16 protein-coding genes and 1 pseudogene are annotated in these 17,659 nt (G+C 36.0%); all 17 read right to left on the minus strand.

Annotation, left to right across the window (positions count from 1 at the left end; genetic code table 11):
* Positions 1 to 279: 279 nt before the first annotated feature.
* Positions 280 to 729, minus strand: a complete 450-nt coding sequence (locus BUC11_RS03775; RefSeq protein ID WP_073352051.1) for a universal stress protein — start codon at positions 727 to 729, stop codon at positions 280 to 282.
* 159 nt (positions 730 to 888) lie between these two features.
* The gene (locus tag BUC11_RS03780) at positions 889 to 3,702 is read right to left on the minus strand and encodes a heavy metal translocating P-type ATPase (protein ID WP_073352055.1); all 2,814 of its coding nucleotides are present in this window, start codon (positions 3,700 to 3,702) and stop codon (positions 889 to 891) included.
* 85 nt (positions 3,703 to 3,787) lie between these two features.
* Positions 3,788 to 4,306 (minus strand): helix-turn-helix domain-containing protein, encoded by a 519-nt coding sequence (locus BUC11_RS03785; RefSeq protein ID WP_175547725.1) that lies wholly within the window; start codon positions 4,304 to 4,306, stop codon positions 3,788 to 3,790.
* A gap of 46 nt (positions 4,307 to 4,352) precedes the next feature.
* Entirely contained in the window at positions 4,353 to 4,832 is a 480-nt protein-coding gene (locus BUC11_RS03790; RefSeq protein ID WP_073352059.1) for a DUF305 domain-containing protein, read from the minus strand.
* A gap of 164 nt (positions 4,833 to 4,996) precedes the next feature.
* Positions 4,997 to 6,211, minus strand: a complete 1,215-nt coding sequence (locus BUC11_RS03795) for an efflux RND transporter periplasmic adaptor subunit (protein ID WP_073352061.1) — start codon at positions 6,209 to 6,211, stop codon at positions 4,997 to 4,999.
* Positions 6,212 to 6,213: 2 nt separating this feature from the next.
* A complete protein-coding gene (locus BUC11_RS03800) occupies positions 6,214 to 7,458 on the minus strand; it encodes a heavy metal-binding domain-containing protein (protein ID WP_073352064.1) in 1,245 nt (414 codons plus the stop codon).
* 2 nt (positions 7,459 to 7,460) lie between these two features.
* Positions 7,461 to 8,714 carry a TolC family protein gene (locus BUC11_RS03805; protein ID WP_073352066.1) on the minus strand — a complete coding sequence of 418 codons (1,254 nt, stop codon included), beginning with the start codon at positions 8,712 to 8,714 and terminating at the stop codon, positions 7,461 to 7,463.
* Positions 8,701 to 11,925 (minus strand): annotated as a pseudogene (locus tag BUC11_RS17135) (efflux RND transporter permease subunit). The gene BUC11_RS03805 and the pseudogene BUC11_RS17135 overlap by 14 nt, the downstream one beginning before the upstream one ends.
* 5 nt (positions 11,926 to 11,930) lie before the next feature.
* The gene (locus BUC11_RS03820) at positions 11,931 to 12,401 is read right to left on the minus strand and encodes a heme-binding domain-containing protein (protein WP_073352073.1); all 471 of its coding nucleotides are present in this window, start codon (positions 12,399 to 12,401) and stop codon (positions 11,931 to 11,933) included.
* Positions 12,402 to 13,112, minus strand: a complete 711-nt coding sequence (locus BUC11_RS03825; RefSeq protein WP_245793729.1) for a DUF3347 domain-containing protein — start codon at positions 13,110 to 13,112, stop codon at positions 12,402 to 12,404.
* 34 nt (positions 13,113 to 13,146) lie between these two features.
* Positions 13,147 to 13,956 carry a hypothetical protein gene (locus BUC11_RS03830; RefSeq protein ID WP_073352075.1) on the minus strand — a complete coding sequence of 270 codons (810 nt, stop codon included), beginning with the start codon at positions 13,954 to 13,956 and terminating at the stop codon, positions 13,147 to 13,149.
* Positions 13,956 to 14,486 (minus strand): heavy-metal-associated domain-containing protein, encoded by a 531-nt coding sequence (locus BUC11_RS03835; RefSeq protein WP_073352077.1) that lies wholly within the window; start codon positions 14,484 to 14,486, stop codon positions 13,956 to 13,958. The genes BUC11_RS03830 and BUC11_RS03835 overlap by 1 nt, the downstream gene beginning before the upstream one ends.
* 6 nt (positions 14,487 to 14,492) lie before the next feature.
* Positions 14,493 to 14,963 (minus strand): TlpA family protein disulfide reductase, encoded by a 471-nt coding sequence (locus tag BUC11_RS03840; RefSeq protein ID WP_073352079.1) that lies wholly within the window; start codon positions 14,961 to 14,963, stop codon positions 14,493 to 14,495.
* A 21-nt stretch (positions 14,964 to 14,984) separates the two neighbouring features.
* Positions 14,985 to 15,860 (minus strand): DUF3347 domain-containing protein, encoded by an 876-nt coding sequence (locus BUC11_RS03845; protein WP_073352081.1) that lies wholly within the window; start codon positions 15,858 to 15,860, stop codon positions 14,985 to 14,987.
* Positions 15,861 to 16,011: 151 nt separating this feature from the next.
* On the minus strand, positions 16,012 to 16,383 hold the full coding sequence (locus BUC11_RS03850) for a hypothetical protein (protein WP_073352239.1): 372 nt from the start codon (positions 16,381 to 16,383) through the stop codon (positions 16,012 to 16,014).
* A gap of 85 nt (positions 16,384 to 16,468) precedes the next feature.
* Positions 16,469 to 16,813, minus strand: a complete 345-nt coding sequence (locus tag BUC11_RS03855; RefSeq protein WP_073352083.1) for a phage holin family protein — start codon at positions 16,811 to 16,813, stop codon at positions 16,469 to 16,471.
* Between the two features lie 53 nt (positions 16,814 to 16,866).
* Entirely contained in the window at positions 16,867 to 17,625 is a 759-nt protein-coding gene (locus tag BUC11_RS03860) for an alpha/beta fold hydrolase (protein ID WP_073352085.1), read from the minus strand.
* Positions 17,626 to 17,659 lie beyond the last annotated feature (34 nt).

The raw sequence follows: 17,659 nt of genomic DNA on the forward strand, positions 1-17,659 counted from the left end.
CATTTCCTGCTTCATCATTTTACCCTTTTGCGACTCATTAGTATTCCCATCATATCTTCGGACATACTATCGTCATTTGCAATTTCATTCCTAATTCCCAATCTCTTGTCTGATTTTGAAAGAACCTGATGCGTTGATTGAAAAGAATAAAAAAGACCAACTAGGCAAAGCACTAACGTTACTTCTAAAGCGGTTTACATGATTTTCATAAATTATAACCGTTTTATATTTCCATTATATAACCTATTATTTCCTTATTTTGAGCACAAACTACTGCTGTCATTTTGTTTTATTTCGTACAATTTCAACAGAACAATTTGCATGTAATGCTACAGACTGTGAGACCGACCCTAATAAAAAACGATCAATCATACCATAACCGTGCGATCCAAGGACAATTAAATCTGCGTCAAACTTTTCGGCCTCTTCAACAATAACAGTTTTAGCCACCCCTTCTATTATTGAAGTTACAATTGAAAGTTCTGGTTTTTTATTTCTAATAATTTTTAAAGCTTCAGCAACAGCATTATCTGCGAATTTTGATGAATTTATCTCTTCATTGTCGTAATGTTCTGTCAGCACACCCATAGGAGCCAAGTTCATTAAGTTTGTTCCTTCATAAACTGAAATGATTTTCACTGTGGTATTGGAAGGCAAAGGCCTACTTGCGAACTCCTTAATCATTGCTAGACTAAAAGGAGAACCGTCGGTGGCTAAAATTATTTTCATTTGACTAATTTTTTAATTAATTATTTACAATCAGATCGTTACAAAGTAATACTAAACTATAAAGTTAACCTTTTGGCAACAGAATCAGTTGCGATTTGATATAATTATACCGATTGCAAAATCATTTCAATTTTACAAAAAATAAGTTTAACTCCTTTTTCAGAGCTTCAAATTTCTCAACCGCAGTGCATTTGCAATAACAGAAACCGAACTAAAACTCATTGCCAGAGCCGCTATCATTGGCGAAAGCAAAAGACCGAAAAAAGGATATAAAACCCCTGCTGCAATTGGAATTCCGAGTACATTATAAAAGAAAGCAAAAAATAAATTCTGATTGATATTTTTCATCACGGCATGACTCAATTCTTTAGCCTTGACAATCCCTTGCAAATCTCCTTTGACCAGGGTTATTTTGGCGCTTTCTATTGCTACATCGGTTCCGGTTCCCATCGCAATACCAATGTCGGCTTGCGCCAATGCTGGAGCATCATTAATTCCGTCTCCTGCCATAGCCACAATTTTGCCTTGGTCTTGCAACCTTTTAATTTCCTTTAATTTATCCTCTGGCAAACAACCCGCTATAAACGAACTCAAATGCAATTCGTCCGCGACTGCTTTGGCGGTGTTCTCATTGTCGCCCGTAAGCATAATCACTTCGATTCCCTGACTCATTAATTCCTTTATTGCTGCCACGCTCGTACTTTTTATCGCATCTGTTATTGCTACATAACCCAAAACCTGATTGTCTACCGAAATATAAGACACTGTTTTTCCTAGTTTCTGCTCGGCTACTATTTTAGCTGTTAAATCATCTGAAGTTTTTGAATTGTTTTGCTCCATCAATTTTACATTTCCAAGTGCAATTTTTTTACCATTTACGGTTCCAACCACTCCTTTTCCAGTAATGGATTCAAAATCTTTCGCTTCCAATAAAGTAACCTTTTTCGCTTTCGCAAAATTGACTACGGCTTGCGCCAAAGGATGCTCACTATACTGATTCAACGAAGCAATCATTTGCAACAAATCGTCCTCTTTATTTTCAGTCGAAAATACCTTTTCTACAGAAGGTTTTCCTTCGGTAATTGTTCCCGTTTTATCAGTAATTAGAACATTTACCTTATTCATATTTTCTAAGGCTTCCGCATTTTTTATCAAAACCCCAGATTGTGCTCCTTTACCCACTCCTACCATAACTGACATGGGTGTTGCTAATCCCAATGCACAAGGACAAGCGATAATCAAAACCGCAATCGCATTAATAAATCCATAAACGATTGCTGGCTCGGGGCCAAATTGTGCCCAAACAAAAAAGGTAATTACTGAAACGCCCACTACTATTGGCACAAAATACTTCGCTATTCTGTCTGCCAATTTCTGTATTGGTGCTCTGGAGCGGCTGGCTGAATTTACCATTTGTACAATTTGCGAAAGCAAAGTTTCTGAACCAATTTTTTCAGCAAGCATCACAAAAGATTTGTTCCCGTTAATTGTACCTGCAATAACTGCATCGTCTGCTTTTTTATCCAAAGGAATGGGTTCACCCGAAATCATGGATTCATCGATGGTGGTTTCCCCGTCGGTAATTTTTCCGTCAACAGGAATTTTTTCACCTGGTTTCACCCGAAGCAAATCACCCTTTTTGATATCATGAACAGAAATGACTTTATCGCTTCCGTCAATGACCAAAGTGGCCACCGTGGGTGCTAATTTCAATAATTCTTTTATGGCACCACTGGTTCTGCTGTGTGCTTTTGCTTCTAACAGCTGACCTAGCAAAACCAAGGTTAGTATTACCGTTGTTGCTTCAAAATACAGATGCACCGTTCCGCCTTCCGTTTTGAATTCATTTGGAAAGTATTCCGGAAAAAATAAGCCAAACAGGCTAAATAGAAAAGCCACACCAGAACCAATTCCGATCAGGGTAAACATATTTAAGTTCCAAGTAATAACCGACTTCCAGGCTCGTACAAAAAACATCCAAGTAGCATAAAAAACAACCGGAAGCGACATGGCAAATTGTACCCAATTCCAACTCGAAGTGTCCATTATTTTCAGCAGCGGATTATTGGGTATCATATCTGACATTGCAATTATAAAAATAGGCAACGTAAAAACAACGGCTATTTTCATTTTACGAACTAAGTCAAGATACGTCTTATTGTCTTCGCTTTCGCTAGGCTCCATAGGTACTAAATCCATTCCGCATATCGGACAAGAACCCGGCCCTTCTTGGATTATTTCAGGATGCATGGGACAGGTGTACATTGTTTTCGTCGGAATTAAATCGGGTGCTTTTACCAAGTCCATTCCGCAAACAGGACAATCACCTGCTTTATCATATACTTTCTCCCCTTCGCAATGCATGGGACAATAATATTTTCCTGCCGCATTAGAAGGAATGCTTGTTTCCTCTTTATGATGTTGATGACTGCCTATCTCCTGTTGATGTGTTGGAGTACCACAGCACGATTTTGCTACTGGCTCTTCCACCTTTTTATCAGCTGCAGCATTGGTTGAACTCAATTCAGGTTCTTTTAAAAAATGCATTCCGCAAACGGGACAATCTCCCGCTTTGTCGTACACTTTATCCCCTTCGCAATGCATAGGGCAATAATATTTTCCTGCCGCATTCTCTGATATGCTGGCTATGTCTTTATGATGTTGGTGACTGTCTTTGTTTTGTTGATCTTTTGTAGTACCGCAGCAAGATTTCGCAGCTGGTTCCTCTGTACTTTTTTCTGTAGTTTTTTCTTCAACAGCTACCAGCTGGCTCATCTCAATAGAATAATTTCCGGCAGCGGTTAAAGCTTCTTGCAACTGTGTAGTAGGAATGTGTTTATCCATTGTGATGGTAGCTATTGGGGGCTCTAACGAAACAATAGCCTCTACCCCTTTAATAGCATTCAGTGTTTTCTCCACTTTACCGCGACAACCATCGCAACTCATTCCGGTAATGATATAGGTATGTTTCATTTCTTTGCAGTTTTAAATTAACAGTACAAATATCCGTAGGATTCTACTTTATGTTGTTACACAATTCTGAATTACCTTTGTAAGATTACAAATCGTCAATCTGTTTTCTCATTTTATCTTTCAATTGCTTGAAATGGGTCGGGGTAAAACCAGTAGTCTTTTTAAATTGATTGCTTAAATGCGCTACATTACTATAATTGAGCTGAACTGCGATTTCACTTAACGTCATTTCGTTATAGATTAATAGTTCTTTTGCCCGTTCAATTTTTTGAGTAATAAAATAATGTTCGATTGTTGCTCCTTCTTTTTCTGAAAAAAGCTTACTCAAAATACTGTAATCTTGCCTTAAATCGGCGGCTAAATAATTGGACAAATTACTTTTCAGCTGTTCCTTTTTATAATGGACCAAGTCGATTATTAAATTCTTAATCCTTTCGACAGTCTTATTTTCCTTATCATCTAACAGTTCAAAACCGAGTGAACTCAGGTTCTGTGACAGCAGTTGTATTTGACTTTCGTCCAAATCAGTTGCAATTTCTACTTTCCCTAATTGCATTGCAATAATAGAAAGCCCCATTTTTTCCAACTCTGCCGACACCGCCATTTCGCAACGGCCACAAACCATGTTTTTTATATAAATTTTCACTTTATTATTTTTTGCTTTCGAGACGAATAATCATTTCATTCATTTGCTTAATTTCTCTTTCTTGAGCAGCAATTATATCTTCAGCTAATTTTTTAGCTTCTGGATCTTTAAAATCTACATTACTACTAGTCATAATGGCTGATGAATGATGAGGAATCATCGCTTTCATATATTGTATATCTCCAATAAAGGTTTGTGTCCTTAATAGAAAAAGTGTTCCTAGAAATGTAGTAGCGGCAAAGACTATTATCATTACATTGACTTTATTGTTTGGATACATTTTCCACATTAATAGTAACATTGTAATTGCCATTGCTGCAATCATTAAAGTAGTCATGTAAAAGCGAGTTATACTATTATAGATGTGACTGAATTCAGCAACATTTAAAAACATAACTAAATACATAACGACAAATGAAACCGCCATTATTAAGGCAAATTTTACATAAGGATTAGTTTTTAAGTGTGTGTTATTTTCTTCCATGATTCTATTTTAATTAGAGTTTTTGATCGTTAATCAATTTAACTTTCGGGTAACGTCCTTTTTATAATTATTTTATTATCAAAAATGCTTTTAAAGCCCATCATAACAGAACTAAGTTAGCTTTTTTTAACATTTTAACCTATTAATAAACAGTTTATTACACATTACATCTTCATCCCCGCCATGGGATCACTTCCTTTGCGGAATATATACTCACTGTTAATGGCATAAGCACCGCTAACAACGACTTTTTTCGTACTATCTAAATCCGATTTGATTTCGATCATTCCATTGGCTTCCACCCCGGTTTCAACCATCACGTTTTCAAAAATACCATGACTTTTTTCAACCCATATATACGTGGCATTTTCATCCCTAATAACAGCATCTGTTGGAATAAATAATCCTTTCTTATTAGATTGAGTTAATTTAGCTACTGCCTGCATTCCTGGTTTTAAAAACAAATTCGGGTTGGCAATTTCCATTCGAATTAATAGCAATCTAGAATCTGGATTAATCTCCGGATTAATAAATGAAATTTTAGCTTTCACTTCTTTAGTAGGATAATCTGTAAAAGAAACCGTAGCACTTTGTCCAATTTTTAATGATTTTGCATAGTTCACGTTTACTTGCGTTTCAAGCCAAAGCGTACTTAAGGCAGCCAACTTAATTATTGCGCCGCCTTCCATGATATAACTACCTTCTGTAGCGGCTATCTCCGAAATATATCCGCTATATGTACTATAAAAAGTAGTGTATGGTGATATTTGGGCATTGTCTTTAATACTCTCAATTTGTGCATTCGACAAACCATAGAACAACAACTTTTGCTTTGCAGCTTGCAACATGTTTTTGGCATTTTTCCCAAAATCACCAGGCATAGTCAATTGTTTAGATGCTGCAAAATAATCCTGTTTAGCAATGGCTATATCTTCGCTGTACAACTGGTAAATGGCTTGATTTTTATTAACATAATCACCCGTAGTTTTAAAATATAATTTCTCAATTCGACCCATCGCTCTTGCTGAAATGGTTTTGATTTGTTCCTGATTAATTGTCAAAACGCCCGTATAGTTTTCTTTCAGACTACTATTTGTTTCCTCTATATTTTGAGTGCTTATATTTCCCAGTTTTATTTGTTGATCGCTTAGGGCAATTTCATTAGAGGCCGAATTGTCTTTTTTCATTGGGGTCAAATCCATATGACAAATAGGACATTTCCCAGGCTTGTCTTCCTTTATTTGAGGATCCATGGAACAGGTGTATAATATACTTTCTCCATCCTGATGCGCGCTATGATCTTCCTTATTTTTAGTATTACATCCCATTACGACAACAAATGTCAGGAACAGGAAACTGAATTTTTTTATCTTTTGCATGATTATTCTGTTTTAATAAAGCTTTCGCTGTCCATTAAATATTGTGCATTGTCAGCAATTGCATCTTTTACAGACAAGCCTTCAATAACCTGAACAAAATCATTGATTTCAATTCCTGTTTTTATTTCTTTTGCTTTAAAACCATTCTCCATTTTAATAAAAACCACTTTTTTACTGCCGATGCTAACTAATGCTTGCTTACGAACCCAAATTCCTTGTATAGGATTTGTTTCGACAATCCCTTGAAGTCGCAAGCCTATTGGGAATTTCAGATTGTTATTATTTAAATACACTCGAATCCTGTTCGTCTTATCAGTTGCGCTGAACTGAGTTTCTATAAAATTAACTTTGGCCTTTATAAAATCATTCTCCTCTAATTCTGATGAAAACCGAATGGGTTGATTGATTTTTATCAAACTGCTTTGTCCCTGCATCACATTGAAAACACCCCATACTTTATCTGTATTCACAAGCTTAAAAACAACTTCATTCTGTTTAATATAATCCCCTTCCTTCAATGTTAAAGAAGTTGTTGTGGCATTGTTTTGCATGGATCCTTCGGCAGCAGTCGTCATACTTTCAGTTCCTTGAACTATTCCATTGGTGGGACTATAAATAGTAATCACAGGATTTGTTCTTTTGGCTGCAGCCAATGAATTAATCTGATTTAAAGTCATTCCATAAAGCAGTAATTTCTGTTTCGAAGCCTTTATTATGGATGCGTTTTCAGCATCATTGGTGACTAAATAAATGAAATTCTGCTGTGCTGTCAATAATTCCGGACTATACAAATCAAAAAGTCTTTGTCCCTTATTTACTTTTTGGTATTTATAATTCACATACATTTTTTCGATTCGGCCACTTATCCTTGCTGCAATATTTACCGATGAATTAGGATCATAAGCTACAATTCCAGGCAGCTTTATTTCACTGCTAATAGCGGTGTCTTTTGGTGTTGTAGTTTGAAAGTCTCCTACGACGAAGCTATCCGTTGGTCGCAATAGATGGTCGATCGAGTGGCTTTCCGTCGGTTGCGCTTCAGTTACTTTTTTTATCAAAGTCATTCCGCAAATTGGGCATTTTCCAGGCTCGTCCCTAATAATTTCAGGATGCATCGAACAGGTATATACCTCCGCCTGATGCTCGTGATCTGCTTGACTATTGAATTTATTTACGCTATAATAGACTCCAAATCCAACCACTAAAACGGCAATAGCCAGCAAACTATATTTTATGTATTTGTTCATAATTATTTCGTTTCCAGTTGTTTTTCAATTTCTACCTGAGTGCTCAATATGGCCTGCAACTTGTCTAGCTTTTCTATTTGCGCCATATTCAAGGCTTCCCAGGCATCCAACACCACAAATAGATCTCCTGTATTGTTTTGCCAAGCTATTATTGAAGTGTCATAATTTCTTCGCAATGCCGGAATAATGCTTTTGTCGGCAATTTCATATTGCTTCTTTAAGTTACTAAGCTCCGCTTGCATCCCTGAAATCATTCCTGTTGCTTCGTTCAGAATCATTTGCTTTTGCCAATCCAAACTTTCATTTTTTAACTTAAAACTGTTGATGTTCGCTTTATTCATTTTTGATGACCAAGGCATGGGAATTGTAATCATTCCCATCAAGGAAAATTGTTGCGGACCATTCCCGAAGGCAAACATGTGATCATACTTCACACCAAACTCGGGTAACAATTTTGCTTTCTCGGTTTCTATTTTCAACTGATTTAAAGCAATTGTTTTCTCAATAGCTCTTACATCGCTTCGGTTTTCAGAAAGCGACACCGTATCCGATTTCATAAAATTGTGCTCCTTTAAAGCATAATTGGGATCGATTTCAAAAACAGTATTTTTGTCTCTTGCCATCAAAGTATTCAGCGTAATTTTCTTTTGCAAAATCTCATTTTTCAGCATTACGACCATGCTTTCTAAAGCGCTATATTGTGACTTTGCCTTATAATAAGTAGGCAATTTGTCCATATTATATTGATAGCGTATCTCCATGCTTTTGATCATATACTCTAAAAGCAATAAATTATCATTGGTTATTTTTATTTTTTTATCCAATACAATCCATTGGTAATAATTCATTTTTGCTAACGCATTCAACTGATTCACGGTATAATTTTTATTTTCTGCCTCTACCGAAGACATGGCATTCATGTAATTAGAATCGGCTTTTAGCCTTGAAGCGTTAGGAATCATTTGTGTAACACCTATCATATATGCACCCATACCAGGATTCATTTCGTCTCCCTTCCACATTTTAGTGTTATAAGGAGTCATAAACAAGCCCGTGTTCACTTGAGGTGCCATCCAACTATTTGCCCCTTTTGCCGCTGCATCCATGCTCTGTATATCGGCATCGTACATTTTTAATTGCGGATTATTCGTTTTAACGATGGTCAAAACAGCATCCAACGAAAGTGTTTGCGCTACTGCAACAGTGGCGTTTAACAGCAAACAACTGATTATGATATAATATTTAATGTGTCGCATCGATAAGATCTATTTTGCCTTTTGTTTTTAATTCACGTTGTTTTGTCCATTCAAAAACAATAGGGGTTACTAATAATACATATATAACAGAAGTGATTGTTCCTCCAATAAGCGGAACCGTAATGGGAATCATCACATCAGCGCCCGTTCCTGTTGCCCAAAGAATGGGTACTAATCCAAATAGAGAAACCGACACCGTCATTAATTTTGGTCTCAGCCTTTTTGCCGAACCATCGATAATGTACTCTCTTAAAATAGCCATAGTAATTGTCTCACTACTATTACCATATTTTGCAACCATTTTATTCATGGCCTCATTCAGGTAAATAGTCATTATCATCGCCGTTTCTATTGCCATCCCAAACAGTGCGATGAAACCTACTGCCACGGCAACGGATAAATTAATTCCATAAAAATAAACCATAAAAATCCCTCCTATTAAAGCAAAAGGAACCGTTATCATCGTTATCAAAGCTTCCTTCATCGAGTTATAGGTAAAATACAAAATCAGGAATATGATAAGAACAACGATAGGCAATATCAGTGATAATGTTTTGTTGGCTCTAATTTGATTTTCCCATTGTCCGCTCCATTCGACATAATAACCTTTTGGCAGTTTCGTCATCATAGTATTGAGTTTATCTTGTGCCTCCTCTACCGTACTCCCTAAATCACGTTCCCTAACATTAAACAAAACACTCCCACGAAGCATGGCGTTTTCGCTGTTTATCATTGGCGGCCCATCACTTATTTTTATATCAGCGACAGCATCTAATGGTATTGGTCCGTATTCCATTGTTTGCACTTGCAATTTTTTCAACGACTCAATACTATTTCTGTATTCCTGCGCATATCTCGCATTCACAGAAAAGCGTTGTCTCCCTTCGATAGTGGTCGTCAATGTCATTCCTCCAATTGCCGCTTCAACAACATTATTCACATCATCAATCGTCAGACCGTATCTACCAATTGCTTCTCGCTTTGCTTCAATGTCGATATACTTCCCACCGGTTATTGGTTCGGCATACAAATCTTTCACTCCTTCGGTTCCTTCTAATGTCTTTTTAATTTTTTGTGCCAAAGCTTCTATGGTATCCAAACTAGCTCCATAAATTTTCACCCCAACGTCTGTTCTGATTCCCGTCGAAAGCATATTTATTCGATTAATAATAGGCTGTGTAAAACCATTGGTTACCCCAGGTATTTGCAGTTTATTATTTATTTCATCGATGATATCACTTTTCGTTTTACCCGCTCTCCATTCGTTATGAGGTTTAAGCAAAATAATCGTTTCAACCATACTTATAGGACTATTGTCCGTTGCCGTATTGGCTCTTCCCGCTTTTCCCAAAACATGAGTGACCTCGGGAATTGATTTTATTATTTTGTCCTGAACCTGCAATATTCTTTTCACTTCAGAATTAGAAACATCGGGTAAGGTTACAGGCATAAACAGAATCGAACCTTCATCTAAAGGTGGCATAAACTCGGAGCCGAGCTGCGTAAACATCAACCCTCCTATTACTAAAGCAATGCAGTTTACCACCAAAACACTTTTTCTCCATTTTAAACAAAAAACTAGAATTGGAGTATACCAACTTTCCAGTTTTCTATTGATTGGATTTTTATTCTCCGGACGTAATTTTCCCTTTAGCAAGTAACTGATTAACACTGGAGTCAGTGTAATGGCTAAAAACGCATCTACGATCAGTATAAATGATTTCGTCCAAGCCAATGGACTGAATAGTTTTCCTTCCATTCCCGTTAGCAGAAAAACGGGCAAAAAAGAAGCAATCACAATCAGTGTCGAATAAAAAACTCCCGGGCCAACGAGCTTAGAGGAAGATTCAATTAACTTCATTCGTTCATCAGCCAACAATGGATCGTGTTCTTTTTTAAATATTTTTTTAAATAACTTTTTCATCGTTGATTATTGATTATTATCCATTTCTTCTTGTTTCTCAGAGATGGTTCTATAGGCATTTTCGACCATGACAATTCCATCATCAACCACAACACCAATAGCTAGGGCTATCCCCGTGAGCGACATAATATTGGATGAAATCCCAAAAGCTTGGAGCAAAATAAATCCTATAGCAACAGATATTGGTAACTGTATCAGAATAATCACTGCACTTCTCCAATGGAAAAGAAAAAGAAGAATCACTATTGACACCGCAATCATTTCTTCGATTAAAGTTCCTTTAACAGATTCAATCGCTTTTTCAATTAGTTCGCTTCGGTCATAAGACGTTTTGAAGGAGACCCCTTCCGGCAATCCTTTTTCGACTTCTTTCATTTTCAGTTTTACTGCTTTGATAACCTTATCAGCATTTTCGCCGTAACGCATCACCACAATTCCTCCCACTACTTCACCTTCTCCATTCGCATCAAAAATACCCAGACGTAAATCTCCACCCATTTGAACGGAACCGATATCTTTTACTCTTACAGGAACAGAATTGTAATTTTTGATGGCAATTTCTTCCACATCTTTGATGTTTTTTATGTAGCCAAGCCCTCTAACGATATAAGCCATGTTGCTCATTTCAAATTTCCGCCCTCCAACATCATTATTGCTTGTCTTTACGGCTTTCATCACTTCCATCATACTAACATTATAGTACTGCATTTTCAAAGGATCTAAAACCAATTGATATTGTTTTTCAAAACCTCCAAAGGAAGCGACCTCAGCTACACCCGGAACGGTTTGTAAAGCAAATTTCACATACCAATCCTGCAATGCTCTTTGCTCACCTAGATCCATCCCATTGGTTTCCAAATGATACCAAAATATATGCCCTACTCCGGTACCATCAGGCCCTAAAGTGGGAACTACATTTTGCGGCAACAATCGTTGTGCATAATTTAATCGTTCCAGCACTCGGGTTCTTGCCCAATAAGGATCTACGTTATCTTCAAAAATGATGTAGATAAAACTCATTCCAAACATGGAAGAAGCTCGGATATTCTTGATTTTCGGGATTCCCTGTAAATTGGAAACCAAAGGATAGGTTACCTGATCTTCAATTACCTGCGGGCTTCTGCCCATCCACTCCGTGAAAACAATAACCTGATTTTCTGATAAATCAGGAATGGCATCGATGGGATTTTGCTGCACACTATAAATCCCCCAACCAAATAAGCAGGCGGAAACGAGCAATACAATCACTCGGTTTTTTAGTGAGAATGATATTAATTTTTCTACCATTAGGATTAATTATTTGCTGAAATACTGTCTTTCGTTTCTTCGATCCAATTGAGCAGCATCGCTTTACTCTCGCTAGTGAGCACGGCATTTTTATGCATCATGGTATAAGAAGCCAAAGGCATTTCATCTGATTTTATTTGTTTGATCATTCGATCTAATTTGCTTCGTTGTTTCCGTTTGGAATAAGTGCCAAATTCACTGAAATTCAAATTTTCTTTCCCTTCGTTAATATGACTATCCATAAAAATTCGTACAGGCTGAACATAGGAGTACCAAGGATACTTGGTGTTATTACTGTGACAGTCAAAACAAGAAGTTTGTAGAATGCCTTGAACTTTAGCAGGAACCTTGTACAATTTTGTGAAATGCATAGGTGAAACCTGCCCATACTCTACGTTACGGGCGGGTTGATACAGTTGCATCAACAAAAAAAGGACTACACTTAAGATAGCCCCTTTTTTTATGATTGGTTTCATTTATAATTCTTTTTCTACTCTCCCACATGTCAACATTTCAGCGCCGTAATATGGATTTTTGATCTCTTTCGAGTCACTTATCCAATAGCCACTTTTTCCCTGATCATACATTGGACAGTACTCTTGATATAACTTTTTATTTGTTCCAAAAGTTTTTATCATATCATTTATGTCTCTACTCAAAAGAGCAAAATGTTCTCTTTGATGCTCTATTTTTCCAGCGTTGTCAGCAATATGTTCGGCGTGTTCTTTGGCATCATCTGCAATTTCAATATATTCCTTTTTCAATTTTGCATCGATTGAAGTAGTGTTTGCTGCATTGAAGGTTGCTAATAACGCCTTAGCAGCAGCGGCTGCTCCATTTGAATCGTCGTTTACAAGTGCATTTTTAACTTTCAAATAATCATTTACATTTGCATCTACAGTTATAGAAAAGGGAGTTACTGCACCCTTTTCTGTTTTTACTTCCTCAGAAACAGCTTCCGTTTTAACTACTGGCTCCGTTAATTCCATACCGCATTTAGAACAAGTATCCCCTTGTTTCCCAGTAACTTCAGGATGCATTGGACATGAATACAATTGTGATGTGTTTTCAGTTGCTGCTGGCTTTACGGACTCATCTGGCTTATTTTTTTGATTACAGCTTACTACTACAATTGCCATTAGAACTGTTGAAAGAATTATTTTTTTCATTTTTATTTGATTTTTCATTTTGATTAAATTTTGATTTAGGTTTTCAACCTTACTATTTTGTAATATTAAAAAAAGTATACTCCAGATTCAAATAAATCCCATTTGGTGCAGATCGAAGCATCGAACTATACAATTCATGCCTATAGGCAATATCGATTCGTGCCTGACTTTGGATAATGAATTGAATCGCTGGTACGGCATCTAAATATGATTTCCCGTTTTCATTAATCGTTTGTCCTATAAATTCTACCATAAGGTTAATATTTGTTTGTTTAAAATTGGTATATTTTTTAGGATACATTAATTTTCCAAAAGACAAACTGTAATTGGTCGCATTGTCTCCCTGCATGGACGGATAAGGATAATTAGGTTTGTTATCTAAAGCCTTTTCAAAACTAACAGACGAACTAATGGCTACTTTTTTGATTAATTTAGTAGCAACAATTCCAGTTTCAAATCCAGTATTGTGTCCCATTATTTCAATTGTTTCCTGATGAATATCGGCATTATTGAAACTGTATCTCCCAAAAGCAGCCAGACGAAAATGACTGTTCATGTCATCCGTTGAAAAAAAACGATATTTAGCGTAAAGACTACCACCTTCTGTAACTAATTGTGAATTTCTATTGCTCACAAAAATTGATGTTCTAAGCATCAAATTCTTATTGGCACCCCAAGTTATTTCGGGCATGAGATGGTAGCTGTACCCAGACTTCATTTGTTCCTTAAAAATAGATTGTCCTAAACGAATCCCTAATGAACCAGCAGGAACATTACTTGCAGGATCCGTAACAACAAAAAGTTCTTGAGCAGCTAATCCTTGCAGGAGAAAAAATATGCAAATAATTGACAATTTTCTCATTAAATTATAATTTTAATATGATAATCGTCTTCGTTATCTAATGGATATGATACTACTTTAGAAAACGTTTTGAGTAGTTTTTTATGCTCTTTTTGGGTTACATATCCTTTGTCATATATTTTTAATTTTGTTGATCCAGTACTATCGTTAAGCCCTTCATTCAATAAAATAAAAGTTGAACCATTTAAGGAAATCGTTTTATCACTTGCGGATTTTAGTTTTTCTGTAGGTAGAGTGATTACTAAAGATCCAATAAAGAAACCTGCTTTTTCAACCCCTTCTTTTAGTACTCTAGGCATTACTTTACTGTCCTTTTTAAAGTAAACAATGAACGTATTAGTATTCAAGTCAGTGCTTACACTATCCACACCTACTGTTGCTTTCAGCTGTTTGTTTATAGCATTAGAACACATAGAACATGTTAAACCGGTAGCGATTATTTCTACTTTTGAGATTTGGGAGTAGGATTTTACACTTGCTATCAAAACCAAGCAGGCAATCAGAATGAATTTTAAATTTATATTTTTCATTTTACTTTATTTTTTAATTTGCATTATTATTTCTTCCACAGTTGGATTGATGGCTACTAATGTCCCTGAAGTATCAAATAAATAAGAATTAGGCAATTCTTCCACTCCAAAAAGTACTGCTGATTTTGCATCAAAGCCTTTGGGGTCTATTAATTGTTGGTACGCTAATTTATCTTTTTGAATGGCGTTCCTCCATTTTGTTTGATCCGTGTCGAGGGCTATTCCAACAATTTCAAAGTTCTCCTCTTTATATTGATTGTATAATGGAGCCAACTTTCTATTAGCCAGCCTGCATGGTGCGCACCAAGAAGCCCAAAAATCAATTAATACTGTTTTCCCTTTTAAAGAGGCCAGATTAACGGTTGTCTCTTCGTTGCTTTTAAGTTGGAAATCAGGTAAATTAGCTCCAACTTTCATTTGTGAATGGGCAGCTGAAAAACTAAGTATTAAACTGAAAACCAGGATTATTTTTTTCATTTTTGTATTCTTTTTAAATACTTATTGAATCGTTTCAACGGTTTTACCACACGTCATCATTTGAGATCCGTAATATGGATTTTTTACTGCATTTTCTTTGCTCAACCAGTTCGCACCTTTACCGCCGTTTGCCATTGGACAAAACTGAAGATAGACTGGTGTTTCATATTTAGCCACTTTAATCAATTCGTACATTGATTTTGAGAAAGGAATAAAAAATTCTCTTTGTTTTTTTATGTCTTGCGTTGCCGCAATTTCTTTGGCACCAGACATTAAACCTTTCATTTCTTTCATCCAAACCATGTGAACATCCATCGCAAGCTCGTCCATCTTAACAGCATCTGCAGCCGTCAGAAAGTCTTTAGCGATAATGGATGCCGCTTTTCCATCTGTTTTTACCAAAGCATCTTTCAACAAGAAATAAGTATCGAACACAACTTTTAAAGGTGTGTCTACTTGATCTTTTACAACTGTATTTTCAGTGTGATTGGCATGATTTGAATGATTTTCTGCAGCTACTGTTTCCATTTTCATTTCTGTAGGAAGAGCTACCTTAGCTTGTCTTTCATATTGGCAGCAGCCATGTAAGGCGTCGTAAACATCATCTGGAGCAAGAAATTTATCGCTGTCGTAACCCGCTAAAGCAACCCTTTTTAAGATTTCGTCCTGACTCGTTTTAGTAGAATCATACGTTAGTGTTGCCATTTTTGTGTCCTTGTTCCACGCTACCTTTGCCACTTTCTTTAAAGTTCCAGCAGTTTCGATAGTGCTTTTACACATGTCACAGTTTCCATATATTTTAACGGTTTCTGTTTTACTGTTTTTAATTTGCGCGCTCGCAACTGTGACTGAAAGCAATAATGTAATTGCCATCAATATTTTTTTTATTGAGTTCATTGTATATTAATTTTGAAGTGAAATAGTCGGAACAATAAGTAAACCATAGCCTGCACAGCTATATTTAAATTGTATTCGACAAAATTTATTGATTTTTTCACAGCCTAAAACAGACTGAAATAAACAGTCTTTCGGCTGTCACAAAAGGAATTTAGCTTATTTTAGGGGGAAGCCAAATAGAACGGAAATCAGAGGAAATGAAGATTTCTGAGTAATAATAATTTTGCTTTTTAGTTGAAAAACTAAAGAGCTGATCGTTAAATTCTGCGTAATGAATTGAAGTCATTCCTAAATAAACGGTTGAACTGCTACAGGTAATACTTTTGCAAGCACCATTACAACCTTCATGTGATTTCTCTTTTGAAGATTTTTCACTTTTACAACACTCTTTTTTATTCTTTTTTGGAGAAGACTCTTTTTTGCAACATTCTTTTTCAGTTTTTGTTCCACATGCCAAAGCCACGGTCGGTGTCATAAAGAAACCGATCATAACTACTAGCAGTATGTAAAACTTTTTAGACATTGCAAATTTTAATGGTGACAAAGGTAAATAATTAATAAATAAAGGAAATAAATTTATTCCCAAATACATGTTAAAATAGCATTTGTTATTTTCCGTCTCCTAATATCCCATTCATTATAGATTGTAATATTGACAATATGATGCTAAAAAATAAGGCGGTCAAAAAGGTATCCACACTAAATCCACCTACGATTTTTGTACACAACAAAATCATTAGTGCATTGATAATCAATAAAAACAAACCTAAGGTAAGAATAGTAACTGGTAAGGTAAGAATAACCAATATTGGTTTGATAAATATATTGAGCAAGCCCAGAACAATTGCTACGATTAACGCGGTAGTAAATCCATCCACACGAACCCCAGGCATAAAGTTCGCAATTAGCAAAACTAAGGCCGAAGTAACAAGAATTTTAATTAGTAAGTTCATGGAGTTTTGTTTTAAAGTTTAATAAATGTAGTAAAAATTTAAAAGAATTGTATTTATTTTAAAAAGGAAGTCACTTTTTGATAAAATTCAGCTGGGTTTTCAGCATGAAGCCAATGTCCTGCTTTAGGAATAGTTTCGATACTTGAATGCGGGAAATGATGTTTTATAGTGTCAAAATCGCTATCTAAAATATAACTAGAATTCCCCCCACGAATAAATAACGTAGGTTTATCAAAAATGGCATTCTCTGGCAGCGGAACTCCTATTTCTTCCATTTTAGCATTAAAAACGGCTAAATTAAAGCGGAAAGCCAATTGTCCTGGCTCTTGCCAATATAAGCTTTTCATCAAAAACTGTCTAGTTCCAAAGTCAGGAATAAACTTCGACATGATTTCTTCAACATCACTTCGGCTTGGTTTTATTGAAAAATCAACGGCGTTTAGGCCTTCCAGAATTTCCTGATGGTGTTGCGGGTAAAATTTTGGTCCAATATCCGCAACAATTAATTTACTTACTAATTCAGGATGTGATATTGCCAATAGCATCGCTACTTTCCCGCCCATGGAATGTCCTATAATAGCAATATTCTCTAGCTTATGACCTTGACAATACTCGACAACATCCTGAACCATGATTTCATAACTAAAGTCTTCCGCGTGCAAGCTTCGTCCATGATTTCGTAAATCAAGAATATGAACCTGAAAATCAACGGCAAATTGCGTTCCTAGTGTTTTCCAATTATCCGACATTCCCAGAAATCCGTGAAGAATTAATAGTGGCTTGCCTGTTCCTTCTATCTTTGAATATAACATGTGATTTTTGATTGTGGATTAATGATTTTAGATA

Origin of the sequence: Flavobacterium xanthum (assembly GCF_900142695.1) — a bacterium.
In the GTDB taxonomy this organism is placed as follows: domain Bacteria; phylum Bacteroidota; class Bacteroidia; order Flavobacteriales; family Flavobacteriaceae; genus Flavobacterium; species Flavobacterium xanthum.

Coding starts and splice junctions, on each gene's coding strand:
- BUC11_RS03785 (WP_175547725.1), bottom strand. CDS start 4,306: ATGGCGGTGTCGGCAGAGTTGGAAAAAATGGGGCTTTCTATTATTGCA.
- BUC11_RS03800 (WP_073352064.1), bottom strand. CDS start 7,458: ATGAACAAATACATAAAATATAGTTTGCTGGCTATTGCCGTTTTAGTG.
- BUC11_RS03795 (WP_073352061.1), bottom strand. CDS start 6,211: ATGCAAAAGATAAAAAAATTCAGTTTCCTGTTCCTGACATTTGTTGTC.
- BUC11_RS03860 (WP_073352085.1), bottom strand. CDS start 17,625: ATGTTATATTCAAAGATAGAAGGAACAGGCAAGCCACTATTAATTCTT.
- BUC11_RS03840 (WP_073352079.1), bottom strand. CDS start 14,963: ATGAAAAAAATAATCCTGGTTTTCAGTTTAATACTTAGTTTTTCAGCT.
- BUC11_RS03775 (WP_073352051.1), bottom strand. CDS start 729: ATGAAAATAATTTTAGCCACCGACGGTTCTCCTTTTAGTCTAGCAATG.
- BUC11_RS03820 (WP_073352073.1), bottom strand. CDS start 12,401: ATGAAACCAATCATAAAAAAAGGGGCTATCTTAAGTGTAGTCCTTTTT.
- BUC11_RS03805 (WP_073352066.1), bottom strand. CDS start 8,714: ATGCGACACATTAAATATTATATCATAATCAGTTGTTTGCTGTTAAAC.
- BUC11_RS03845 (WP_073352081.1), bottom strand. CDS start 15,860: ATGAACTCAATAAAAAAAATATTGATGGCAATTACATTATTGCTTTCA.
- BUC11_RS03850 (WP_073352239.1), bottom strand. CDS start 16,383: ATGTCTAAAAAGTTTTACATACTGCTAGTAGTTATGATCGGTTTCTTT.
- BUC11_RS03855 (WP_073352083.1), bottom strand. CDS start 16,813: ATGAACTTACTAATTAAAATTCTTGTTACTTCGGCCTTAGTTTTGCTA.
- BUC11_RS03830 (WP_073352075.1), bottom strand. CDS start 13,956: ATGAGAAAATTGTCAATTATTTGCATATTTTTTCTCCTGCAAGGATTA.
- BUC11_RS03825 (WP_245793729.1), bottom strand. CDS start 13,112: ATGAAAAATCAAATAAAAATGAAAAAAATAATTCTTTCAACAGTTCTA.
- BUC11_RS03790 (WP_073352059.1), bottom strand. CDS start 4,832: ATGGAAGAAAATAACACACACTTAAAAACTAATCCTTATGTAAAATTT.
- BUC11_RS03780 (WP_073352055.1), bottom strand. CDS start 3,702: ATGAAACATACCTATATCATTACCGGAATGAGTTGCGATGGTTGTCGC.
- BUC11_RS03835 (WP_073352077.1), bottom strand. CDS start 14,486: ATGAAAAATATAAATTTAAAATTCATTCTGATTGCCTGCTTGGTTTTG.